This is a genomic window from Ensifer sp. Root954 (genome assembly GCF_001429005.1).
GTDB lineage: Bacteria > Pseudomonadota > Alphaproteobacteria > Rhizobiales > Rhizobiaceae > Ensifer > Ensifer adhaerens.
In genome coordinates, this window is record NZ_LMJM01000006.1 from 555 (window position 1) to 22,338 (window position 21,784).

General features: G+C 59.9%; 24 protein-coding genes. 11 read left to right on the forward strand and 13 right to left on the reverse strand.

Annotated features, from left to right (window positions below; translation table 11 throughout):
• Positions 1–200 precede the first annotated feature (200 nt).
• Entirely contained in the window at positions 201–773 is a 573-nt protein-coding gene (gene gfa / locus ASE71_RS05455; protein ID WP_060516820.1) for an S-(hydroxymethyl)glutathione synthase, read from the forward strand.
• 45 nt (positions 774–818) lie between these two features.
• On the opposite strand, the gene ASE71_RS05460 is transcribed toward gfa, so the two are convergent.
• Complete coding sequence (locus ASE71_RS05460) at positions 819–1,904, reverse strand: hybrid-cluster NAD(P)-dependent oxidoreductase (RefSeq protein WP_060516817.1); 1,086 nt, start codon at positions 1,902–1,904, stop codon at positions 819–821.
• Positions 1,894–3,147: an aromatic ring-hydroxylating oxygenase subunit alpha gene (locus ASE71_RS05465; protein WP_060516815.1), complete on the reverse strand. Its 1,254-nt coding sequence runs from the start codon at positions 3,145–3,147 to the stop codon at positions 1,894–1,896. The genes ASE71_RS05460 and ASE71_RS05465 overlap by 11 nt, the downstream gene beginning before the upstream one ends.
• Positions 3,148–3,269: 122 nt before the next feature.
• Between ASE71_RS05465 and ASE71_RS05470 the strand changes: the two genes are divergently transcribed.
• The 3 genes from ASE71_RS05470 (at position 3,270) to ASE71_RS37320 (ending at position 5,297) form a co-directional block, all read left to right on the forward strand.
• Positions 3,270–4,181, forward strand: a complete 912-nt coding sequence (locus ASE71_RS05470; RefSeq protein WP_060516812.1) for a LysR substrate-binding domain-containing protein — start codon at positions 3,270–3,272, stop codon at positions 4,179–4,181.
• A gap of 360 nt (positions 4,182–4,541) precedes the next feature.
• Positions 4,542–5,027, forward strand: a complete 486-nt coding sequence (locus ASE71_RS05475; RefSeq protein WP_060516810.1) for a BA14K family protein — start codon at positions 4,542–4,544, stop codon at positions 5,025–5,027.
• Positions 5,028–5,171: 144 nt separating this feature from the next.
• Entirely contained in the window at positions 5,172–5,297 is a 126-nt protein-coding gene (locus ASE71_RS37320) for a hypothetical protein (protein ID WP_274533430.1), read from the forward strand.
• A gap of 28 nt (positions 5,298–5,325) precedes the next feature.
• Here the strand turns inward: ASE71_RS37320 and ASE71_RS05485 are convergent, their stop codons facing one another.
• Positions 5,326–6,111 (reverse strand): L,D-transpeptidase, encoded by a 786-nt coding sequence (locus ASE71_RS05485; RefSeq protein ID WP_060516805.1) that lies wholly within the window; start codon positions 6,109–6,111, stop codon positions 5,326–5,328.
• A gap of 138 nt (positions 6,112–6,249) precedes the next feature.
• On the opposite strand from ASE71_RS05485, the gene ASE71_RS05490 reads away from it, so the two are divergent.
• Positions 6,250–6,597: an ArsR/SmtB family transcription factor gene (locus ASE71_RS05490; RefSeq protein ID WP_034801901.1), complete on the forward strand. Its 348-nt coding sequence runs from the start codon at positions 6,250–6,252 to the stop codon at positions 6,595–6,597.
• Entirely contained in the window at positions 6,590–7,093 is a 504-nt protein-coding gene (locus tag ASE71_RS05495) for an SRPBCC family protein (RefSeq protein ID WP_060516803.1), read from the forward strand. The genes ASE71_RS05490 and ASE71_RS05495 overlap by 8 nt, the downstream gene beginning before the upstream one ends.
• Before the next feature lie 100 nt (positions 7,094–7,193).
• Here the strand turns inward: ASE71_RS05495 and ASE71_RS05500 are convergent, their stop codons facing one another.
• Positions 7,194–7,418: a hypothetical protein gene (locus ASE71_RS05500; RefSeq protein WP_060516801.1), complete on the reverse strand. Its 225-nt coding sequence runs from the start codon at positions 7,416–7,418 to the stop codon at positions 7,194–7,196.
• Between the two features lie 653 nt (positions 7,419–8,071).
• Between ASE71_RS05500 and ASE71_RS05505 the strand changes: the two genes are divergently transcribed.
• The 3 genes from ASE71_RS05505 to ASE71_RS05515 all read left to right on the forward strand — a co-directional run bounded on the left by ASE71_RS05505 (position 8,072) and on the right by ASE71_RS05515 (position 11,556).
• Positions 8,072–9,220 (forward strand): mandelate racemase family protein, encoded by a 1,149-nt coding sequence (locus ASE71_RS05505; RefSeq protein ID WP_060516797.1) that lies wholly within the window; start codon positions 8,072–8,074, stop codon positions 9,218–9,220.
• A 17-nt stretch (positions 9,221–9,237) separates the two neighbouring features.
• Complete coding sequence (locus ASE71_RS05510) at positions 9,238–9,867, forward strand: SGNH/GDSL hydrolase family protein (protein ID WP_034801894.1); 630 nt, start codon at positions 9,238–9,240, stop codon at positions 9,865–9,867.
• A 90-nt stretch (positions 9,868–9,957) separates the two neighbouring features.
• On the forward strand, positions 9,958–11,556 hold the full coding sequence (locus ASE71_RS05515) for an ABC transporter substrate-binding protein (protein WP_060516795.1): 1,599 nt from the start codon (positions 9,958–9,960) through the stop codon (positions 11,554–11,556).
• A gap of 455 nt (positions 11,557–12,011) precedes the next feature.
• Here the strand turns inward: ASE71_RS05515 and ASE71_RS05520 are convergent, their stop codons facing one another.
• The 9 genes from ASE71_RS05520 to ASE71_RS05560 form a co-directional block, all read right to left on the reverse strand.
• Complete coding sequence (locus tag ASE71_RS05520; RefSeq protein ID WP_034801890.1) at positions 12,012–12,773, reverse strand: ABC transporter ATP-binding protein; 762 nt, start codon at positions 12,771–12,773, stop codon at positions 12,012–12,014.
• On the reverse strand, positions 12,773–13,609 hold the full coding sequence (locus ASE71_RS05525) for an ABC transporter ATP-binding protein (protein ID WP_034801888.1): 837 nt from the start codon (positions 13,607–13,609) through the stop codon (positions 12,773–12,775). The genes ASE71_RS05520 and ASE71_RS05525 overlap by 1 nt, the downstream gene beginning before the upstream one ends.
• 4 nt (positions 13,610–13,613) lie before the next feature.
• Complete coding sequence (locus tag ASE71_RS05530) at positions 13,614–14,501, reverse strand: ABC transporter permease (protein ID WP_034801886.1); 888 nt, start codon at positions 14,499–14,501, stop codon at positions 13,614–13,616.
• A complete protein-coding gene (locus ASE71_RS05535) occupies positions 14,501–15,523 on the reverse strand; it encodes an ABC transporter permease (protein ID WP_060516793.1) in 1,023 nt (340 codons plus the stop codon). Before ASE71_RS05535 ends, ASE71_RS05530 begins: the two co-directional genes overlap by 1 nt.
• A gap of 95 nt (positions 15,524–15,618) precedes the next feature.
• Positions 15,619–15,948 (reverse strand): cupin domain-containing protein, encoded by a 330-nt coding sequence (locus ASE71_RS05540; RefSeq protein WP_060517377.1) that lies wholly within the window; start codon positions 15,946–15,948, stop codon positions 15,619–15,621.
• Between the two features lie 74 nt (positions 15,949–16,022).
• Positions 16,023–16,763, reverse strand: a complete 741-nt coding sequence (locus ASE71_RS05545; protein ID WP_034801882.1) for a FadR/GntR family transcriptional regulator — start codon at positions 16,761–16,763, stop codon at positions 16,023–16,025.
• Positions 16,764–16,843: 80 nt separating this feature from the next.
• Positions 16,844–17,581, reverse strand: a complete 738-nt coding sequence (locus ASE71_RS05550; protein ID WP_060516792.1) for a FadR/GntR family transcriptional regulator — start codon at positions 17,579–17,581, stop codon at positions 16,844–16,846.
• Positions 17,582–17,664: 83 nt separating this feature from the next.
• Positions 17,665–19,182 carry an aldehyde dehydrogenase (NADP(+)) gene (locus ASE71_RS05555; RefSeq protein WP_060516789.1) on the reverse strand — a complete coding sequence of 506 codons (1,518 nt, stop codon included), beginning with the start codon at positions 19,180–19,182 and terminating at the stop codon, positions 17,665–17,667.
• Between the two features lie 2 nt (positions 19,183–19,184).
• Positions 19,185–19,979, reverse strand: a complete 795-nt coding sequence (locus ASE71_RS05560; RefSeq protein WP_060517375.1) for an NAD-dependent epimerase/dehydratase family protein — start codon at positions 19,977–19,979, stop codon at positions 19,185–19,187.
• A gap of 85 nt (positions 19,980–20,064) precedes the next feature.
• On the opposite strand from ASE71_RS05560, the gene kduI reads away from it, so the two are divergent.
• Positions 20,065–20,889: a 5-dehydro-4-deoxy-D-glucuronate isomerase gene (gene kduI / locus ASE71_RS05565; RefSeq protein ID WP_034801876.1), complete on the forward strand. Its 825-nt coding sequence runs from the start codon at positions 20,065–20,067 to the stop codon at positions 20,887–20,889.
• On the forward strand, positions 20,886–21,629 hold the full coding sequence (gene kduD, locus ASE71_RS05570) for a 2-dehydro-3-deoxy-D-gluconate 5-dehydrogenase KduD (RefSeq protein ID WP_060516787.1): 744 nt from the start codon (positions 20,886–20,888) through the stop codon (positions 21,627–21,629). Before kduI ends, kduD begins: the two co-directional genes overlap by 4 nt.
• The last annotated feature ends 155 nt before the right edge of the window (positions 21,630–21,784 follow it).

Here is a 21,784-nt window from a genome sequence, read left to right on the forward strand (position 1 = left end):
TACGATGCCGCTCGAAGACATCAACAAGGGCTTCGAACTGATGCATTCTGGCGAGAGCATTCGCAGCGTGGTGTTATACTGAGCGCGGGTTGAGGACCGTTTCCAGACTGCAAATACACTTTTTGCGCCGCAGCGTGATCTAGCCGGCGGCGCCAACAAGCAGCCGGGCATTGTGCGCCGGCCAGAAGGAGGAGAAGCCCATGCCAAGCATTGCGATCCATCCATCCCTCGACAACGGGTTCAAGGCGACGGACGCTGCCTTTTCCGGCGGCACGCTGGTCTGCAACTGCGCGAGCAATCCCGTGAAGGTCCGCGTCAAGGGTGATATCGCCCACAACCATGTCTGCGGCTGCACAAAGTGCTGGAAACCAGATGGTGCCGTGTTCTCGGTTGTCGCCGTCGCGCCAACGGAAAATGTCGAGGTGCTCGAAAATGGCGACAAGCTTGTGGTCGTGGACCCGGCGGCGCTGATCCAGCGCCATGCGTGCAAGGATTGCGGCGTACACATGTACGGCCCTGTCGAACGCGACCACGCGTTCAAGGGCCTGTCCTTCGTTCATCCCGAACGGTTCCAGGAAACGGGCTGGGCAAAACCGGGGTTTGCGGCCTTCGTGTCTTCGATTATTGAAAGCGGATACGATCCGGCAAAGATGAATGGCGTGCGTGACCGCCTGCGCGAACTGGGCCTCGAACCCTATGACTGTCTCAACCCAGTCCTGATGGACGTTCTCGCCACCTGGGCGGCCAAGAAGAGCGGCGCGCTTCCTGCCTAATAGTCAGACCGCTGACTGTCCGCTATGTCGATCGCTAGGCCAAGCCTAGCGATCGACGACGAGATCACTGAGCGGCTTCGAACAGCAAGGAAGGAAAAGCCCAGCATCGATCTCTCGTTGCCTTATTCCGCCATTGTGGTTCATCTCGACCGAACCCGATACGAGCTTGGACTTGCACGTGCCGCAGACGCCGTTCGAACACGATGAGGCGAGTTTTACGCCCGCTTTCTTTGCGCAGGAGAGCACGGTCTGCTCGCCCCCGATTTCGATCTTGCGGCCCTGTTTGGAGAACTCGACCTGGAACGTTCGGGTCGCCGGCTGATCGACGATAGGAATATCCGGGGTGTCGATCACGGCCGCATCGAAGCTCTCCTCGATGTAGTTGGATTGCGGAACGCCGAGTTCGGCAGCGATCGTGCGCGCGGCCGCCATGTACGGCGCAGGGCCGCAGCACATGACAATGCGTTCGGCGATATCGGGAACAGCAAGCTGCAAGTAAGCAGCCGATATGCGTCCCGTCAGGCCATGCCAGTTGGTTTCGCCGGTAACGACTTCCGGCAGAAACTGCAAGCGCAGGCCCTTCATCCGGTTGGCGAGTGACGCGAGTTCGTCGCGGAAGATGAGGTCCTTCGGGGTTCGCGCCGCGTGCATGAAGACGACGTCGACAGGCTCGCATGTATCGGCCAATTCGCGAACCATCGCCATGACCGGTGTGATCCCCGACCCTCCCGACAGAAAAAGGTACTTCCGACCGTTCGGGCGAATGAACTGGCCGAGAGGACCGTTCGCCTTGACCTTGGCGTTGACCGTGAGCCGATCGTGAAGCCAGTTCGAGATCTTGCCGTCGGCGACGCGCTTGACGGTCACCGAGAACGCATTGCTGCGCTTCGGCGAGGACGAGATGCTGTAGCAGCGGCTTTCCGGCTCGCCCTCGATATCGAGGTCGAACAGGAAATACTGACCGGCTTCGAAGGCAAAACGTTTGCCTTCGGTGGACGCAAAGGTAAAGGTCTTCACGTCGTGTGTTTCCTGATGGACATCGATGCAGACCAGGTCCTCGTCCGCGTCGCGGCTCCAGATATCGCTCGGCTCGAGACGCCCGGCGGGAGAAAAGTTGCTCTTAGTATCCATGGGCGCGCATCCGGTCGATGTACCACGACGCGAATTTGTCGAGGTTTGTTTCGGAGAAGGGCGAGTAGGGACCCGGCACGTAAGCGGGATCTTCGACGCCGGCATGGGAGCGGGCGACCAGTTCGGCGTCCTGCTCGGTTGTGGCGATCCAGACGTTGGTGAGTTTTTCGAGTTCGTAGTCGACCCCCTCGACGGCATCCTTGTGCACAAGCCATTTCGTCCGGACGAGCGTCTTGTCGGCCGAGAGCGGGATGACAACCGAAACGACGGCGTGGTCGCCCATGAAGTGGTTCCAGCTGTTGTGACCCCAGAGATGCATGTCGCCGAGATCCTTGCGCGACATCGTGCCGAGCAGCTTTGCCGAGGCAGCGGTCGCGTCGGGCGTCTGGGATTCGCCCGCCCCCGAAATGATCAGCCGTTGCGTCCGAAAGTTGGTGGTGCAGTCCACCAGTTGCTCGACCGCCGCGGAGGGGTAGCCATCTGCCTCCCACCGCCTGGTGCGCTCCTCATAGAGCGAAAAATGCTCCTCCGCCTGGGCGCGATCTTCCGGGCTCAAAGCGTCCGGATCGAAGCCGAAATCGAGGTCGACGAAGGAGACGCAGAGCTCGGGATGGTTGGCGGAACAGTGGTAGCATTCACGGTTGTTCTCGATCGTGAGCTTCCAGTTGCCTTGTTCGATGACATCGGATTCATACGCGACCTTGGCGTTGGCAATATCGTAGGGAGCAAGCCGTTCTGCCATGACCCCGACGAGACGCTCAATATCTTCGGGCGGATCGTTCGAAAGGCAGACATAAACAAGGCCGCCAACCGACTTGAAGATCACGGGCTTGAGGCTGCGGCATTCCTTGTCGAAGCTCTTGCCCATATGGGGCGCATAGCTCAGTTCACCGGAAAGCTCATAGGTCCAGGTGTGGTAGGGACAGACAAGCTTCGAAACGATCGTCTTGCCTGGATCGAGCAGTCGGGCGCCTCGGTGGCGGCAGACATTGTGCATGACGCGGATCCCGCCGTCATCGTCGCGCAGGAGGATGAGGCTGGTCTTGCCAATATCGACGACGGTTGCATCGCCCGGCTCCGGTACATCGCATTCAAGCCCAATGCAGATCCAGTGCCGGCGGAAAAAGACCTCCAGATCCGCCTCGAAGACATCCTCTCGCGTGTAGAGACCGGCGGGAAGCGAATGGCCCTCCGCTCTTGCATCAAGCAGCGATGATATGGGAGAAGCAAATGTCTGCAGCATAATTCCACCTTATGTTCCGATCGGAAGCTCGACGGGCTCCACAAAGAGGATCGCTCAGGCGCGTCAGTCGCTCAACGGCACAAATATGCGCGTTTCACATTACCAAATGTAATGGATCCAAGATGGTCAACCTGAGGAAGAAACTACCGCCGCTCACCGCGCTGACGGCCTTTGAGGCAGCGGCTCGATTGTCGAGCTTCACACGGGCCGCGATGGAACTCGGCGTGACGCAGGCGGCTATAAGCAGACAGATCCATTTGCTCGAAGAGGACTTTGGGTTCCCCTTGTTTCGGCGGCTTCATCGCAAGATCGAACTGACTGATAAAGGCCGGCTGCTTTCCGCAGCGGCCGGCGACGCGTTCAATCTTATTGCCGACACCGTTGCGGATCTTCGGTCGGAGGGAGCAGATGACGAGCTGGCAATTGCAGCGACCATCTCCTTTTCACATTTCTGGCTGCTGCCAAGGATCGCTGCCTTTTCTCGAGCCTATCCCGAAATCAAGCTTCGCATCATCACACAAGATGCCCGAACGAGCATCGAGGCTAGCGATGTGGACCTGGCGATCCGCTACGGGACCGGCACCTGGCCGGACGGCCAGGCGGAGTTCTTGTTCGAGGACGAGGTTTTCCCGATTTGCAGTGCAGATTATCTGGCCACCGTGGATCCGATCCGCACGCCGGGAGACCTCATCAATCATCCGCTGATTACGAGCGATATTGATGACCCGACATGGACGGGCTGGGATGAATGGCTTGCAGCATTTTCCGTAAAGGCGCCGAAACGCGCCCGCGGCCTGCGATGCAGCTTCTATACGGAAGCCATTTATGCGGCGATGAACGGGCAAGGCATTGCGCTCGGTTGGAACCGCCTTGTCTCCGACCTTATTCGGCAAACTCGTTTGGTCCGCCTTACCGAAGCCTCCATTCGCACCAGGGCGGCATATTTTGTCGTGGTGCCGGCGAGAAGACCGAAAAAGGAAAGCGGACGGCTGTTCATCGAGTGGCTGCGCGAGGTCTCTGCAATTGCTGAATGAGAAATCGTACGTAACTTGCGGTCGCGGGGGGCCAATTTAGCGCCTTCCGCCACTCTTCTTTTTTAGACACTGAGCGACGGCCGTCTGCTGATCGCTAAATGCTCCTCGACGGCGGGCCGAGGCCGCTCCGGAATAAAACATGCGCCTTCTTCTTTTGGTGCGAACCGCTGCGCTTGCCGAGCACATAAGACCTTTGCCGGCTGCCATCGGACTGAGGTCCTATGGCAGAACCTCTCGCGTTGACTAAGTTCGTCGAAGGGATTCGATCTGTTGATGATCGGTGGCACCTGCATGGTGCCGAGCCCGTTTGGCCCGTTAGGGGTCGAATACCGATCACTTTGACGCTGTAGGTGGGAAATTATGAAGAAAATAGGTGCAGTACTCTTGGCCGCCGGTACGGCGCTATCGGCGGTGTCGGCGCAGGCGGCGCCGATGTTCTCTGTTTCCGCTGGGCAGACGACTTCCCAGCCGGTCGATTTGATCCATCATAAGCCAGGTCATTACGGCGGACCGCCGCACAAGCGCGGCTACGACGTCTACCGTTACGGCGGCAACCGTTACAATGCGGCTCCACGCTACGGCTACTACAATGGCTATGAGGGTTACCGGTACCGCCGCGACGGGTACCGTCGTCACAGTGATGGATGGTGGTATCCCCTGGCCGCATTCGGGACAGGAGTGATCATCGGTGGCGGGATCGCCTCACCGCCTCGGCGGGTCTATTCCAACGCGCCGTCGTCGCATGTCGAATGGTGCTATGACCGCTATCGTTCATACCGTGCCTACGACAACTCCTTCCAACCCTATTATGGGCCGCGCCAGGAATGTGTGTCGCCGTACTACTGACCAGCGAGGCGCCCGGTTGCGAGAATGCGTCGGGTCGCTTCGATACTCTCCGACACCGTGGTGGTCGCTACTTCAACCGCGTTTCTTGAAGTGGCGGCCCAGAATTTGGGGGATCATGCCGCCTGCTAGGAGGGGCTCTACTTCTTGCCCCGTCTCCACGGCTGCTCGGGCCGTCAATTGCTGGCTTTCACCTTGCCGCTCGATTTCGGCCGCGGTGGCGGCGGCTTTATCCGCATCCGCATCGGCCCGGGTGTTTGGCATCCCGCGTGACCGTTAGAAATGGGCACGAAGCGCCCTCTTATGCGACGACAATCGGGACTTTGGTCGGCGACGCCTTGACCCGGTTGTAGAGATCGACAACGTCCTGGTTGATCATGCGTACGCAACCGGAAGATGCCTGTGTGCCGATGGTCCACCACTCCGGTGAGCCATGCACGCGATAGCCGGTGTCTTGGCCGTCTTTGAAGATATAGTGTGCCCGGGCTCCGAGCGGGTTGTCGAGGCCACCCGGCTGGCCGCCCGTCCATTTCACCAGCTCCGGCTTGCGCGCAATCATCTCTTTGGGCGGCGTCCAGATCGGCCACACCTTCGTATACTGGATCTCTGCCCGCCCGCTCCACTCGAAGCCGGCCTTGCCGATGCCGACACCGTAGCGGACCGCTTCGCCACCTTCCTGCACCCAATATAGATGCCGCTCGCTAAGCCTCACCACGATCGTGCCCGGCGCCTCGCCGGTAGGGTCGCGAACGATCTGACGACGGAATTCCGGTTTGACTTTCTGGAATGGGATTGCCGGGATGACGAAGCCATTGTCGGTCAGCGAGGCATACATCGTGCTGTTGTCGGTGATGTTGCTGTCGACACTGATCGGTGGGATTGCCCCGGTCGACATATAGTCAACGCCCGCAGTCGACATCCGACTGGACGGCTCGAGCGATGGGAGTTCGAGGGACTGCGAGCAGCCGGAGGCACCAAGCAGGGTCATGACGCCGAGGTTCGAAAGCAGGGCACGGCGGGTGACGAGGTAGCCGGGTTCCGAATTGGTCGCGCCGGAAGTGAGCTTCTGATCTTGCGGGTTACGCATGCACTTTTACCCTAGACGAACGTCGGCATCATGCCTCCGGATCGGCGCAGTTTCACGATTCGTGGTTAAAAAGAAGTGAAAGCGTCCCCCGCCGCGCCGCTTGCGTTTCCTTGGGAAGCAAGTTAAATACTGAACTACATGGTTCAGTATTATAATGCCCCTCTCGATCTCTCGTTCGCGGCGCTGTCCGATGCGACCCGTCGCGGGATCATCGATCTACTTGGGCAAGGGGACGCGTCGATCACCAGTCTGGCGGACAAGTTCCAGATGACACTGACCGGCATGAAGAAGCACATCCAGGTTCTCGAACGGGCGGGGCTCGTCGTCACGCAGAAGGTCGGACGGGTGAGAACCTGCAAGCTTGGGAAACGTGGCCTTGAGGCGGAGGCCGAGTGGATCGAGGCGCATCGCAAACTCTTCGAGGCCCGCTTCGCAGCACTGGACGAGATCATCAGCGAACTGAAACGGGAGGTAAGCGATGAATGAGCAAGTCAACAAAGCCGCTGGCGCGCAGAACCGCACGTCAGTCGAGCGCAAAGGGGACCGCGAACTCGTCGTAACGCGGACATTCAATGCGCCGCCGAGCATGGTCTACAGGGCGTGGAGCCAGCCCGAGCTGTTCCAGCGCTGGTGGGTGCCGAAATCGGCACCTGGCGTTTCGCTCGTATCGTGCCAGATGGACGTGCGTACCGGCGGCAGGTATCGGCTGGAATTCGGGGCCGGCGGTTCGGACACCATGGCGTTTTATGGCAAGTATCTTGAAGTGGTGCCGAACGAGCGCATAGTCTGGACCAACGATGAGGGCGAAGAGGGCGCAATCACGACCGTGACCTTTAAGGACGAGGGCGGCACAACGTTGCTGACTTTCCACGAAGTCTATCCGTCCAAGGAAGCGCTTGAGGAAGCACTGCAGAGCGGGGCGGCCGCATTGCCCGAGCAGTTGGATCAGCTCGACGAATTGCTTTCCGGCACCGGCGAGTAGCACGGATCGGGAAACGCCCCCCGATAGACGTCTGGTCCTTTGACGCGGACTTCACCGGTCGTTGGGGGCTGGGGCAAAGGCGCATAGCTGGCGAGGGCGGCTAGGGTATCTCGGTCATCTCGAACAGCGGCAGCGCCAAGCAGATCGACAGGACGTGCCAAGGCTCGCCCTCGACCGTGGCTCCGCCACTCATTTCGCTCAGTCTTAGGTCCGGGGCGACGTCGGCGCATGCCTGCTCGAGCAGGGCGATTGCTTCTTGTGATGTCAGTCCGTCCGGATAGCGGACAGCGTATTTTCGGCGAGGATCTGCTTCGTTCAAGGTCATCTTTGCAAGGCTGCCCGCTGAGGTGATGGCGAAGGTATGCGAAGGATCAGACCTACATCGTGCGGACAGGGAGTGGTTTCGATAGCCCTTCGTTGGTAGCGGTCGCAGTCAAAAAGGATAGGGCAGTCTCGCAGCCGCATTTGTGCTTCCAAAGCGTGTCGTGAAGGAATGGGGTCCCCCACTTTGGCGCTGCCGATGACACAGCCTTCGATTTCTACCAGAAGCCCTGCTCAGCGGTGCGTAACCGCGAAGAAACCCGGATCAGGACGGGTCTGCCGAGCGTTGCTACAAGCCAGCGCGATTTCCAATCGAGGGCAATTTCACGTCTGGTTCCTCGGGGGCTGACTGGAAACCTACCCAGCCCGCGAGTGGACGGTCGTTTCCGTTGCTGTTGCGCATGTTCCCCTCGTTCGGCACGCGATGTTGATCTCACATGTTGGCCGGTCGCTCGCCCTGCTGGAGCACGAAGTTGTCGCTCCGCTCGCATCATGGCTTGCGTCCCGATCTATGCGAGATCACAGGGCGGCCGGGTTCTTATCAGGTATATTCTAAAAACATGTCATACAGGTTTGACAGGTTGACTGATATCTGTCTAATCTAGCCCTAGACAAGTTGGTGTGGCCAGGCCGCGCCTTTCACATGCCGGAGGACCAATGATCATCACTGACGTCGAAGTGCGGGTTTTCCGCACGACCACGCGCCGCCATTCGGACAGCGCCGGTCACGCGCATCCAGGCCCGCCGCACCAGGTAGAGCAAGCTATGCTGACTGTTCGCACGGAGGACGGCCATGAGGGGCATTCATTCACGGCGCCGGAAATCGTGCGGTCGCATGTCATCGACAAATTCGTCAAGAAAGTCCTGATTGGCCAGGACCACCGAGATCGCGAGCGGCTTTGGCAGGACCTTGCCCATTGGCAACGCGGATCGGCCGCGCAGTTGACGGATCGCACGCTCGCGGTGGTCGACTGCGCCCTTTGGGACCTCGCCGGGCGGAGTTTGAAGCAACCTGTATACAAGTTGGTGGGCGGCTATCGCGATAAGGTGTTGGCCTACGGTTCCATCATGTGCGGCGACGAACTGGAAGGGGGGCTCGCAACACCTGAAGACTATGGTCGCTTTGCCGAAGCTCTCGTCAAGCGCGGCTATAAGGGCATCAAGTTGCACACCTGGATGCCGCCTGTCAGCTGGGCGCCGGATGTGAAAATGGACATCAAGGCCTGTGCGGCCGTGCGCGAAGCCGTCGGACCGAATATCCGCCTGATGATCGACGCCTTTCATTGGTACTCGCGCACGGATGCGCTCGAGTTGGGGCGGGGACTGGAAAAACTCGGCTTCGATTGGATCGAAGAGCCGATGGATGAGCAGTCGCTGTCTTCCTACAAGTGGCTGGCCGACAATCTCGATATCCCCGTCGTTGGTCCGGAAAGCGCTGGCGGCAAGCATTGGCACCGTGCCGAATGGATCAAGGCGGGCGCCTGCGACATCTTGCGGACCGGGGTGAATGACGTGGGCGGCATCACGCCGGCATTAAAAACGATGCATCTTGCCGAGGCCTTCGGGATGGAGTGCGAGGTACACGGCAATACGGCGATGAACTTGCATGTCGTCGCGGCGACGAAGAATTGCCGCTGGTACGAACGCGGGCTGCTTCACCCGTTCCTCGAATACGACGACGGGCACGACTACCTAAAGTCATTGTCCGATCCAATGGATCGCGAGGGCTATGTCCATGTCCCAGCTCGGCCGGGGCTCGGCGAGGATATCAACTTCGAGTTCATCGAGAACAACCGCGTGCGGTGAGAAGCGGGGTATCTTTCATGAAAACCATTCTCGCTTTTGGAGACAGCCTGACGTGGGGAGCGGATCCGCAGACCGGGCTACGCCATCCGCCTGAAGGCCGCTGGCCCGAGGTGCTCTCGCGTGAACTCAACGGTGCGGCAAAGGTCATTCCCGAAGGACTTGGTGGCCGCACAACCTGCTATGACGACCATGGTGGACCGGCGTGCCGCAATGGGGCCAAGGCGCTGCAAGTGGCGCTCGCAAGCCACATGCCGCTCGACCTCATCATCGTGATGCTCGGTACAAATGACATCAAGCCCGTGCATGGCGGGCGGGCGGAGGGAGCGGTCTCCGGCGTGCGCCGGTTGGCGCAAATCATCGATACCTTTCCCTACAAGCCAAGTGGTGCGAGGCCAAAAATGCTGATCGTTGCCCCTCCACCCTGTTGCGCCGGTCCGGGCGGGGTGCCAGCGGCGGGACGCAGCATTGCTGAATCAGAGCGGCTTTCTCCGCTCTACCGCAAGCTCGCAGATGAACTTGGACACGCCTTCTTTGATGCCGGCTCTGTCGCACACGCCTCGCGGGTCGATGGAGTCCATCTGGAAGCCGCTGCCACGGCGGCGATTGGCCGGGCGCTCGCAGCACCCGTTGCCGAAATTCTTGGCTGATCTGTCCTGGTGCCTGTGGAGGAACAGGTGGGGCAGAACTTGTAACCGGAAGGCCGAACTCCCGCATGGGCGGCCGCAATAGGAGGAAACATGAAACGCTTTCTAGCAACGGTCGCGTTCGGCGCGCTTCTCATCGCTTCAACGCCACACGGCGTGTTCGCCGAAACTCCGGAAGATCAACTCGTCGTCGCAACGACAATGAGCAACATCCTGACGCTCGATCCCGCTGCCATCACTGGCCGCGAGACCGTACAGGTCCTCAACAACATCTACGATACGCTGGTCATCCTTTCGCCGAAGGACCGCAGTGTCCAGCCACGCCTTGCCGAGCGCTGGGAGGTCTCCGCCGATCGCGATTCAATTCGTTTTCACCTGCGTAGCGATGCGAAATTTGCGTCGGGCAATCCCGTCACGGCTCAGGATGTTGCCTGGAGCCTGAAGCGCCTGCTTGCGCGTAATCTCGCGCAGTCTTCTTTCCTGAAAACAAGGGGCTTCACGCTCGAAGAAGCCGACAAAGCCTTCGTCGCCGAAGACGACCACACCTTCGTTATCAATCTTCCGAAACCCGACGACCCGAACCTGCTGCTGATGATCCTTGCGCAGAACGGACCTGGCTCCATCTTCGACAGCAAGACGGTTCTCGAAAACGAGAAGGACGGCGATCTTGGCGCCGCCTGGCTGACCCTGAACTCCGCCGGTTCCGGCCCCTTCACGCTCACGCAGTGGAAATCGAACGAGTACATCATCCTCGCGCGCAACGACGACTACTGGGGTGAAAAGGCCGCAATGAAGCGGGTGCTGATGCGCCATCTGCCGGAATCGCAGTCGCAGAGGCTGCTTCTGGAAAAAGGCGACATTGACGTTGCCTATTCCTTGCAGGCGCCGGACCTGAAGTCGCTCGAGGCCGATGAGGCGATCGCCATCGCATCGACACCAGGCTCGGGTTTTTACTACCTCAGCGTCTCGATGAAGGATGAGCGCTTCGCCAACAAGAAAGTGCGTGAAGCACTGCGCTACCTGATCGATTACGAGGGTCTCGACAAGGCTGTCATGCCCTACTACGGCAAGCTGCATCAGCGGCCCTTGTCGACAGGCGTCCTCGGCGCGCTGCCGGACGAAGGCTACAAACTTGATGTGGCCAAGGCAAAGGCGCTGCTTGCCGAGGCAGGCTACCCGGACGGCTTTAAGACGACGTTGCGTGTGCTGTCTGAAGATCCTTTCATGAAGGCTGCGACGGCCATCCAGAACACGCTTGCCCAGGCCGGCATCCAGGCGGAGCTCATCAGCGGTTCGGGCGACCAGATCTACGGCGCGATGCGTGAACGGAACTTTGAACTGCTTCTCGGCCGCGGCGGCGGTGGCCAGCAGCCGCACCCCGACAACAATTTACGCTCTATCGCCTACAATCCCGACAATTCGGACGATGCCAAGCTCACCAACTATCAGAGCTGGCGCACCAGCTTCTATGACGAGAAGCTGAACAAGATGATCGAAGAGGCCCTGGTTGAGCGCGACCAGGCCAAGCAGGCCAAGCTCTACGAGGGCGTGCAGCAGTACATGGACGAGGTCGTCATGTCGATCCAACCCTTCTCGGAAGTGGTCGACACGGCCGCGTACCGCAGCGATGTGAAAGGGATGATCGTCAGCCCCTGGCTCTCGCGCTTCGAAGGTGTCACCAAGGAGCGGTGACTGGCTCCGGGAATTTAATGAAATGAAGGAAAGAAGGCGCATGTGATCATGCGCCTTCTTTTTGCATTGAAAAGTGCCGTCGGCCGGGCGCCAACGCATGCGGAACGAAATCGGCAACGTCACCCCGTGGCTGCCGCTGTTCGGTTTCCTCTCGCTTGAAGCCGAAGTATTCCTCATCTGTGGGTTTGCGTGGTTGCCTACCCATCGCCCTCGCCTCGCGAAGACCTTCATCACCGGTACGTCTGGGGAGGGGCAGCGATTGGCAAGCGTGCCGCGGCCAGGTTCACATGCCCGGGCTGCACTCGCCGAAAAGGTCGCAGGCGTGCTCCCGGGATCATTGGCAAGCTCAGACACCCGATAGTCCTCAACCGGGGCCATCAGGCAAGGAAAAGCCCGGCACAGGACCGGGCGAGTTGGGGAGGAGGAGTCTTCTTTTGGGAGGAGATGCGGCTTGCTCAGTGCGAGCCTTCGTACTCCAGCGAGGCGCCGATCAGCTCACGCGCGTAAGCGTGGGTTGCCTGGTTGCCGGGGATCGCCTCGCGCGGCAGCACTTCGGTGATTTCTCCGCGCAACATGACCGCGAAACGGTCGCACATATGGTCCACGACGGCCAGATCGTGCGTCACCATGATGTAGGTGAAGCCGCGCTCCTCACGCAGACGCTGAAGCAGGTTCAGGATTTCCGCCTGCACCGAAACATCGAGCGCCGACGTCGGCTCGTCGAGGAGCAGCAGGGAAGGTTCGAGGATCAGCGCCCGCGCGATCGCAACACGCTGGCGCTGGCCGCCCGAGAGCTGGTGGGGGAAGCGATCGAGAAAGGAGACCGGCAGCCCCACATCCGTGATTGCCTTGCGTATGCGCTCCTCCCGGTCGCCGAGCTTGTGGATGACGAGAGGCTCGTTCAGCACCGTGCGAACCGATTGGCGTGGATGCAGCGAACCGTAGGGATCCTGGAAGACCATCTGCAGCGTGCGGCAACGCTCAATCAGCGGCATGTCACGCACCGACCTGCCGCCGATCAGTACGTCGCCGGTCCAGATGTCGGTCAGCATAGAGATGCAACGCAGGACCGTGGATTTGCCTGATCCGCTTTCGCCGACGAGGCCGAAGCATTCGCCCGGCGCCACGGAGAAGGTGACGGTTGGCAACACCTTGACCGCGGTGGGACCGCTACCGAAGGTGATAGAGACATCGCGAACTTCGATAGAGACGGACATCAGGCTTTCTCCTCCAGCCATTCGGGACGGCGATCGAGCACGCGGAGCGGTGCGCGTGGGCCGCCGATCCGCGGCTGAGCTGCCAGCAGGCCACGGGTGTAGGGATGTTGGGCCTTGTCGAGATCGCGGGCGGCCAGCGTTTCAACGATACGGCCGGCATACATGATGAGTACGCGATCGCAGAAATTGCGTACAAGGTTCAAATCGTGACTGATCATGATGAGCCCGATGCCGCGATCCCGCACCAGCCCATCGAGAATGTTCAATACCTGAAGTCGCACCGTGACGTCGAGTGCGGAGGTCGGTTCGTCGGCGATGACGAGCTCGGGATCAGCAAGCAGCATCATGGCAATCATCACGCGCTGCCCCATGCCGCCGGATATCTCGTGCGGATACTGGTCATAAACGCGCTCCGGGTCGCGGATCTTGACTGCCGACAGCATGGCGAGCGCCTTTTCACGCGCCTCCGCCTTGGTGCAATTGAAATGCCGCAGATAGGTTTCCGCCACCTGGTCACCGACCCGGCGAATAGGGTTCAAAGAAAATTTCGGATCCTGAAGGATCATGGACATGCGCCGGCCGCGAACCTTGAGCAGTTCCTTTTCCGAAAGGGCTGTCAGATCAAGCTCGGCAAAGCGCAGCGTGTCGGCGGTAATCGTGGCGCCCGGCAGAAGTCGCAGCAAGGCCCGTCCGACCGTCGATTTGCCGGAACCGGACTCGCCAACGATGCCAAGGCGTTCGCGGCCGAGGGTGAAGGACACGCCGCGCACGGCATCGGTCGCTGCGCCGCCATAGCGGATGCGGAGGTTTTCGACCTGAAGAATGTCTTGGCTCATCGGTCTACCTCCGGTTCATCTGCTTCGGATCGAGCGCATCGCGCAGCCCGTCGCCGAGAAGGTTGAAAGCGAGACTGACCGAAAGAATGGCGACACCCGGGAAGGTGACGAGCCACCAGCTGTCCAGCATGTACTTGCGGCCTGTCGCAATCATCGCGCCCCATTCCGGCAGCGGAGGTTGGGCGCCGAGCCCCAGAAAACCGAGACCGGCAGCCGTCAGGATAACGGTCGCCATGTTCAGTGTCAGGCGAATGAGCACCGAGGGCAGGCACATGGGCATGATCGACTTGACGATGATGCGTGTGGCCGATGCGCCCTGGAGCCTGGCTGCCGAGATGTAGTCCGCCTTGCGAAAGGTCATTGCCTCTGCGCGCGCGAGGCGTGCGATCGGTGGCCAAGAGGTCAGCGCAATCGCGATAATGGCGTTGTTCAGGCTTGGACCCAGGGCTGCAACGAAGGCGAGCGAAAGAATGAGGCTCGGGAAGGAGAGAAAGATGTCCGTGATCCGCATCATCACGGTATCGACCTTCCCGCCGAGATAGCCGGCAGTCGTGCCGATGACGAGCCCGATTGGGCCAACGACAATCGAGACGAGGAAGATAATCGTAAGCGTGATACGCGAGCCCCAGACCAGGCGGCTGAAGATGTCACGACCAAGCTCGTCGGTGCCGAACAGATGTCCATTTCCAGGCGCCTGCAGCGTGTTTGCGAGGTTCTGGGCATAGGGGTCATGGGTGGCAATCAGCGGCGCGAAGGTTGCGACAAGGACGAGCAGCACTAGGACCGCAAGACCGAAGGTCGAGGTTGGGCTCTTCAACAGGAAGCGCACGATGTTCTTGAGTGCGTAAAGCGGAGCCGGCAAGCGGAACGCAGTTTCAGCTTGGGTGGTCATCAGCGTGTCCTCGGGTCGAAGATGCGATAGAGAACGTCGGACAGAAGATTGAGGGCGATAAAGATGATCCCGACGATCAGGACGCAGGTCATGACGGCGTTCATGTCGCCGGTAATGAGGTTATTGGTGAGATATTGGCCAAAGCCCGGCCACGCGAAGACCGTCTCGATCAGCACGGCGCCTTCGAGCAGCGAGCCATAGGCAAGCGCAATGATGGTGACCAGTTGCACCCGAATGTTGATGAAGGCGTGCTGCCAGATCGTCTGGCTGCGAGAAAGGCCTTTGACGCGCGCCGTCGTGACATATTCCTGACCGAGCTGATCCAGCATGAAGCTGCGGGTCATGCGCGTGATATAGGCGGACGAGGAGTAGCCAAGCAGCGACGCCGGCAGGATGATGTGGTTGACGGCCGACCAAAACACATCCATTTCGCCGGCGATCAGGCTATCGATTAGCAGGAATCCGGTCCGCTCCTCGACAAGGCCAATATAGAACTGGTCCATGCGTCCGCTGCCGCCGACGAGGCCGAGATAAGCATAAAAGACGATAAGCGCGATCATGCCGGTCCAGAAGATCGGCATGGAGTGCCCGAACAGGCTGAAGACGCGCACGACATGGTCGGGCCAGCGGTCCTTGTTGACGGCAGCAAGCACTCCGAGCGGAACGCCGAGGCCGGCTCCGATGAGGATTGCGAAGGTCGCAAGCTCGATCGTTGCCGGCATCACGTGCAGGATATCCTGAATGACCGGCTGGCCCGTGCGGATGGAGGTTCCGAAGTTGCCGGTGAAAACGTCTCCAAGATAGTAGGCGAATTGTTCCCAAAGAGGTTGATCAAGCCCGAGCGAACGATAGACCTGTTCGTAGGTCTCGCGGGTTGCGTCCTCCCCGACGATCGCGCGGACCGGATCGGCAGGCATAAGGCGGCCGATGAAGAACGTCAGGAGCAGAAGGCCGAGCAACGTGACCGCAATGGTCCCGACCTGCCCGGCCACGCCGTGGAAGCGTAGGCGACGAATTGACATGGTTCCTCCGTTTGTCAGTCGCCTGCGGTGAGGCGTTACAGGCTCCAATCCTGTATGACAACTTTCACTGAACCTGTCACAGGTTATGTCGAGTGTCAAGCAGAGCTGACGGAGAGGAAGTCATCTCTGCGGGGTGTGAAGCAGTCGATGAGCTCTCCTGCCTCCAGGCATTCGCAGCCATGTTCCGTGTTTCCGGGGATTACGAGGCTGTCGCCAGTCTTCAATTCATAGGTCTGGCCATTGCGAAAGAAGCGGAATTTGCCGCGCGCCACATAGGTCGATTGCACGTGCGGGTGGCGGTGGAGCTTGCCTTTTGCACCGTTTTCGAAGCGAAAGGAGACGACCATGAGCTCAGGCGAATCTGAAAGCACCTGGCGGGTGACGCCGGTATCGGTCGAAATCGTGGGGAAAGTAGGAAGAGACATGCGGACCTCATAGGTGATGTATGACAACATCACCATACATGTCCTTTTACCTGTATGACAACTCTGCGCGTCTATTAAATTGCGTCAGGGCTCATGGTGCGGGAACGCAAGAGCGCGTTGTACCGATCAAGGCTTCCCCGCAAGTGGGCGCGCATGCGCTCGCGCGCCGCTTCAGCATTGCCTTCGATGATTGCCTCAACGATCTGGCCATGCTCTTCCTGAAGATGGAGGTTGTAGTCCTTCGGGCGCGACCCCGGCGCAGATCCCTGCAACTCGCCGCGCGGAATGATGCCAGTACGGATCAGTTGGAGAAACTCCGGAAAACGCCGGTTTTGCGTGGCTTCCGCAATCGCCAGGTGAAGCTCGAAATCCGCATCGCGCGTAGGATTGCCAGTTGCCAGGCACTCGCCAACACGATGATGGGCTTCAAGGATGGTTTCGATCTGGGCGGGTGAACGGCGCGCGGCCGCCAGCCCTGCCGATTCCACCTCGAAAACCGTCCGAAGTTCAAGAAGCTCTATGACCGACGAAATCCGCTCGGTCTTCAAATCCTTGAAAGGCTGCTCCTTTTCCGGCTTTGTCTCAAGGGCAAATATGCCGGCGCCCTTGCGCGCTTCGACCAGCCCGTCGGCGCGAAGGATGGCAATCGCTTCCCTTACGACTGTGCGGCTGACGGAATACTCGCGCGTCAGAGCGCTTTCGCTCGGAAGCCGGTCGCCGGGGCGAAACACGCCTTCCGCCAGATCGCGACGCAGCGCGGCGCTGATTTTTGCCGCAAGCGACGTGCCACGCTCCATAGTGTTTACGGCTTCCATTTTCGTCCCAACATGCTCAAACCTGTCTGGCATGTTAGTCGTAATCTGTTCGAATGCAAGTGCGGCTCTCTCAACCAGTGCTAGCGCAAGGTTCGCAGCATGGAGCGATATCGTGTCTGGCTGTTCTTCAGGTGATCGCGCATGGCCGCGCGAGCCTGTTCCTCATCCCCGCTTTGGACCGCGTCGAGTATCGCCTCGTGTTCATCGAGAAGCCGGCGCATCTCGACGGAGGGAAGGGCGGCTTCCTCTCCCTCGCGGGCGACCGCACGGCGCGGGATGACAGCCGGCCCGAGCACATGGAGAAACTCGGCAAACCTTGGATTGTTCGTCGCTTCGGCAATGGCGAGATGAAAAGCAAAATCGGTTTCGGCGGTCGGCTCACCACTTTCGGCGCGGATGCGAAATGCTTCGAACGCTTCGATAATTTTGCCTTCCTGTCCCGGGGAGCGGCGAAGCGCGGCCAACCCGGCCGCATCGCCTTCGACTGCCGTTCTGATTTCCAGCATCTCGATCAATGATGAGACGCGGGCGAGATCGACGTTGTGAAACGAATTTCTTGCGGCCGGGGCAGGCTCCAGCACGAAAACGCCGACGCCATGTCGTGCCTCGACCAATCCGTCGGAACGCAGTGCTGCAATCGCTTCTCTTACGACAGTGCGGCTGACGTTAAATTCCTTGGTCAGTTGCGCCTCTGATGGCAGGCGGTCGCCGGGCCGGTAGCGGCCCTCGGCGATATGGGAGCGCAGAACGTCGGTAACCTTTGCCACCAGGGTCCTGGGCTGCGGGGCGTTCGTATCGGAAGCAGTCGCTATCGTCATGTGGTTGCCCGGTTCCAGAATGTGGCGGCACCTGCCGCTTTATCTCTGGATACGCCAAAGATGGCGGACGAGGCAATCGCTCCTCAATCCGATAGCAAATCAGCAGGCAAAAGCCCGTCAGGTACATTCTGATAGGATACGGGCCTCAGAAACCTGCGGATCGCCATAGTTCCGACCGAGGTCGCGCCGAAATTCGTAGAGGCCGGATAGGGCCCGCCATGAACCATGGCGTCGCAGACTTCCACGCCCGTGGGAAATCCGTTCACGAGAAGACGGCCGGCCTTGCGCTCCAGGATCGGCATAAGTTGGCGTGCAAGATCGGTGTCTCCGTCGTTGAGATGAAGAGTTGCAGTCAGCTGGCCATCGAAACTCCTGGCGACGACGACCAGTTCTTCAATGCTTTCGGCCGTGACGATGAGGCCGAGCGGGCCGAAGACTTCTTCTGAAAGCGCATGGTTGGCGAGCCAGTCCCGTGCAGAGACGAGGAAGAGATTGGGTGTGACGTTGCGCCGATCGCAGCTGGATGTGAAGACGTCGCGAACGCCGCGGCCTGAGGCGATGCGATTGCGCCCATCGCGATACGCTTTGGCAATTCCATCCGTCAACATCACTTGTGCGCCGATCTGCGAAAGCGCCGCACGCACGCTTTCCGCAAACGCTGGCGCCTCGCCTGCTGCGATCACGGCAATGCCTGGATTGGTGCAGAATTGTCCGGCGCCCATCGTCAACGAGCTTGCCCAACCCTTGGCGATTTCCTCGCAGCGGACCTTGCCGGCTTCGGGCAGGATGAACATCGGGTTGACCGAACCCAGTTCGCCGAAGAAGGGGATTGGTTCCGGGCGCTTCGCACATAGGTCGAAAAGCGCGCGGCCACCCGCAAGCGAGCCGGTAAAGCCGACGGCCTTGATGAGGGGATGTGTAACGAGGCCAGTGCCGACGTCCCGGCGACCGCCCTGGATGAGTGAGAATACGCCGGGGTGAAGCCCTTGCTTCCTGATCGCTGCGTGGGCAGCCTCGGCAACCACTTCGCTCGTCCCAGGATGGGCTGAATGGCCCTTCACGATGACCGGGCACCCGGCGGCAAGAGCCGACGCGGTATCGCCGCCCATTGTCGAGAAAGCCAGCGGAAAATTGGAGGCCCCGAACACCGCAACCGGACCGACAGGTCGCTGAAGCAGTCGGATGTCGGGGCGCGGGAGGGGCTTTCTGTCCGGCAGCGCTTCATCGTGGCGTCTGTCGAGATAGTCGCCCTTTCCGAGATGGGCTGCAAAAAGTCGGAGCTGGCCGGTGGTGCGTCCACGTTCTCCTTCTAGCCGGGCGGGCGGCAGACCGCTTTCTGCACTGCCGATCTCGGTAATGGCCGCCCCGCGGCTTTCTATCTCATCGGCAATCGTTTCCAGAAATGCCGCGCGCTCTTTCCGGCTTGAATGGCCATAAGACCAGAAGGCATCCTCGGCCGATTTTGCGGCCCTGTCGACCAGATCCGGCGTGCCGACGGAAAAGTCAAACGCGGCGCCATGGGCCGGTTCGCTGCTGAATGTCTGCTCGGTCGCGATCCACTCGCCCGCAACCAGGTGTTTGCCGTGAGGGGTGAAGGTCATTGTCACTCCTTGAAGATAGGATTGTCGGTAAAGGCACCGCCTTGAAAGCGCGCCATTGATTTGTCGAGGGTTGGTTTAGCCACGTTCGTTTCGATTTTCTCGCGCCAGGCCTCGGCGTTGTCTTTCGCCCTCCAGCCGAGCCAAGTCAGATGCGAATTGTCCCACCAGCAGCTGTCGTTTGCTGAAACGCCCCAAATGACCGGGCAACCAAGCACTGGGGAGCGGAAAGCGGCTTCGATCAGCGATGCGAAATCGCCATGAGAAAACCAGGTCGACAGCATCCGATGGTCCATCGGCTCAGTTGTACAGGAGCCGATGCGCACCAGTGCTGTCTCCTGTCCGAACTTGTCGAAGTACAGGCGGGCGAGCGATTCACCGAAGCATTTGGACACACCATAGAGCCCGTCGGGGCGAAACGGTGCATCGGGCCCAAGTCGATCAGTCTGCGGATAGTAGCCGATCGTGTGGTTTGAACTTGCAAAGATGATGCGGGGCAAGCCATGGGCGCGGGCGGCCTCGTAGAGATTGTAGAGGCCGACGATGTTGCCGGTGACAACCTGGTCGAACGGGCGTTCGACGGAGATCCCGCCCAGATGCACGATACCGTCGCAGCCCGCCACCATCGCGTCGACGGCCCATCGTTCGGCGAGATCGCAGTGCATCCATTCCTCGTTGGGGCCGGTGACATCAGCCGGTGCGATGTCGCCAAGACGGATTGTTTCGGCAAGCAACGCCAGTCGCGGTCGCAAGGCGCGGCCAAGCGCGCCAGCCGCGCCCGTGATCAGGAGGCGTTTCATTCGGGTCTTGACCTTGAACACGTTATCATACAATACGGACTTACATGTATTATCTCTTGTTCGCAATACCTCAAAGGAGGACCGAATGCTGACCGTCGAAACAAGGCAGGCCGTTAATCCGGACTATGCGCGAGCGCTCGATACAGAAGGCCTGCGTAAGCATTTCCTGGCGCAGGATATGTTCCGGCCCGGTGAGATCCGGCTGGTCTACACGCACTACGATCGCTTCGTTATGGGAGGTGCCGTTCCTAACGGTGCTGCGCTGACGCTCGATCGGGTCGAGGAAACGAAGACGCCGTCCTTCCTTGACCGGCGCGAAATGGGTGTCGTGAACATCGGTGAGGCCGGTACGGTGACAGCCGGTGATGAGATATACGCGCTCAACCGCGGCGATGTGCTCTATCTCGGGGCCGGTTCTGGTGCGGTGACGTTTGCCGGACGCGGACGTTTCTACATCGTCTCCTGCCCGGCGCACCGCAGCCTGCCGGCGCGGCTTGTGACACTCGGTGAAAGCAAGGAGGTCAAGCTTGGCGCGATGGAAACCTCCAACAAGCGGACCATCAATCAGTTCATCCACCCGCTCGTGATGGAAAGCTGCCAGCTCGTGCTCGGCTACACAACGCTCGAAGACGGCTCCGTTTGGAACACGATCCCCTCCCACGTGCATGATCGCCGCATGGAGGCCTATCTCTATTTCGGTATGGACGAAAAATCTCGCGTGCTCCATCTGATGGGTGAGCCGCAGCAGACGAGGCATCTGTTTATCGCCAACGAGGAAGGCGCGATCTCGCCGCCATGGTCGATCCACTCGGGCGCGGGCATCGGCTCTTATACCTTCATCTGGGCGATGGCCGGCGACAACGTCGATTACACGGATATGGATTTCATTCAACCGGCGGATCTGCGATGAAAAATCTCTTTTCTCTTGAAGGACATAAGGCTCTCGTCACAGGGGCGAATACTGGTCTTGGCCAAGCGATCGCAGTTGGCCTGGCTCAGGCGGGCGCTGAGGTTGTCTGCGCCGCGCGCAGGGCGCCCGACGAGACCCTTGCGCTCATCGACAAGGCCGGGGGAAGGGCGACTGCACTGGCGCTTGATTTCGCCAATCCGATGGCGGCAACCGGAGTATTTGCCGGTGCGGAATTCGACATTCTCGTCAACAACGCCGGAATCATCCGTCGCGCTGACGCGGTTGATTTTTCCGAAGCTGATTGGGATGCAGTCATGGATGTTAACCTCAAGGCACTGTTCTTCACGACCCAGGCTTTTGCCAAGGAGCTGCTTGCGAAGGGCATGTCCGGCAAGGTGGTCAACATCGCGTCGCTGCTTTCCTTCCAGGGCGGAATTCGCGTACCGTCCTACACCGCCGCCAAGCATGGCGTTGTGGGCGTCACGAAGCTTCTCGCCAACGAATGGGCGTCAAAAGGCATCAACGTCAATGCGGTTGCGCCCGGCTATATCGAGACCAACAACACCGAGGCTCTAAGGGCAGATCCTCAACGTAACAAGGCAATACTCGAGCGGATTCCGGCGGGCCGCTGGGGGCGCTCCGAAGACATTGCGGGTGCGACCGTGTTTCTGTCTTCGGCGGCTGCGAACTACATCCATGGTGCGGTGTTGAATGTCGATGGCGGCTGGCTGGCGCGCTAAAATAGCTTGTATGATGAGTTGTATGATGACTATTGACATTGGTCTGATATCCCGATTATCTGGGGCTATCAACCATAGAGGAAATCAACGTTATGAACCCTGAGCAGATCAAGGCCGCGCTTGGATCGGGCCTGCTTTCGTTCCCGGTGACGCAT

Bases quoted from the DNA above. Each gene is read 5' to 3' on its own strand.
- ASE71_RS05555 (WP_060516789.1), bottom strand. From the start codon at position 19,182: ATGACCTTCACCCCTCACGGCAAACACCTGGTTGCGGGCGAGTGGATC.
- ASE71_RS05485 (WP_060516805.1), bottom strand. From the start codon at position 6,111: ATGCGTAACCCGCAAGATCAGAAGCTCACTTCCGGCGCGACCAATTCG.
- ASE71_RS05475 (WP_060516810.1), top strand. From the start codon at position 4,542: ATGAAGAAAATAGGTGCAGTACTCTTGGCCGCCGGTACGGCGCTATCG.
- ASE71_RS05550 (WP_060516792.1), bottom strand. From the start codon at position 17,581: ATGACGATAGCGACTGCTTCCGATACGAACGCCCCGCAGCCCAGGACC.
- ASE71_RS05500 (WP_060516801.1), bottom strand. From the start codon at position 7,418: ATGACCTTGAACGAAGCAGATCCTCGCCGAAAATACGCTGTCCGCTAT.
- ASE71_RS05495 (WP_060516803.1), top strand. From the start codon at position 6,590: ATGAATGAGCAAGTCAACAAAGCCGCTGGCGCGCAGAACCGCACGTCA.
- ASE71_RS05525 (WP_034801888.1), bottom strand. From the start codon at position 13,609: ATGAGCCAAGACATTCTTCAGGTCGAAAACCTCCGCATCCGCTATGGC.
- ASE71_RS05510 (WP_034801894.1), top strand. From the start codon at position 9,238: ATGAAAACCATTCTCGCTTTTGGAGACAGCCTGACGTGGGGAGCGGAT.
- ASE71_RS05560 (WP_060517375.1), bottom strand. From the start codon at position 19,979: ATGAAACGCCTCCTGATCACGGGCGCGGCTGGCGCGCTTGGCCGCGCC.
- gfa (WP_060516820.1), top strand. From the start codon at position 201: ATGCCAAGCATTGCGATCCATCCATCCCTCGACAACGGGTTCAAGGCG.
- ASE71_RS05490 (WP_034801901.1), top strand. From the start codon at position 6,250: ATGGTTCAGTATTATAATGCCCCTCTCGATCTCTCGTTCGCGGCGCTG.
- kduI (WP_034801876.1), top strand. From the start codon at position 20,065: ATGCTGACCGTCGAAACAAGGCAGGCCGTTAATCCGGACTATGCGCGA.
- ASE71_RS05545 (WP_034801882.1), bottom strand. From the start codon at position 16,763: ATGGAAGCCGTAAACACTATGGAGCGTGGCACGTCGCTTGCGGCAAAA.
- ASE71_RS05515 (WP_060516795.1), top strand. From the start codon at position 9,958: ATGAAACGCTTTCTAGCAACGGTCGCGTTCGGCGCGCTTCTCATCGCT.
- ASE71_RS05505 (WP_060516797.1), top strand. From the start codon at position 8,072: ATGATCATCACTGACGTCGAAGTGCGGGTTTTCCGCACGACCACGCGC.
- ASE71_RS05470 (WP_060516812.1), top strand. From the start codon at position 3,270: ATGGTCAACCTGAGGAAGAAACTACCGCCGCTCACCGCGCTGACGGCC.
- ASE71_RS05460 (WP_060516817.1), bottom strand. From the start codon at position 1,904: ATGGATACTAAGAGCAACTTTTCTCCCGCCGGGCGTCTCGAGCCGAGC.
- ASE71_RS05530 (WP_034801886.1), bottom strand. From the start codon at position 14,501: ATGACCACCCAAGCTGAAACTGCGTTCCGCTTGCCGGCTCCGCTTTAC.
- ASE71_RS05535 (WP_060516793.1), bottom strand. From the start codon at position 15,523: ATGTCAATTCGTCGCCTACGCTTCCACGGCGTGGCCGGGCAGGTCGGG.
- ASE71_RS05520 (WP_034801890.1), bottom strand. From the start codon at position 12,773: ATGTCCGTCTCTATCGAAGTTCGCGATGTCTCTATCACCTTCGGTAGC.
- ASE71_RS05465 (WP_060516815.1), bottom strand. From the start codon at position 3,147: ATGCTGCAGACATTTGCTTCTCCCATATCATCGCTGCTTGATGCAAGA.
- kduD (WP_060516787.1), top strand. From the start codon at position 20,886: ATGAAAAATCTCTTTTCTCTTGAAGGACATAAGGCTCTCGTCACAGGG.
- ASE71_RS05540 (WP_060517377.1), bottom strand. From the start codon at position 15,948: ATGTCTCTTCCTACTTTCCCCACGATTTCGACCGATACCGGCGTCACC.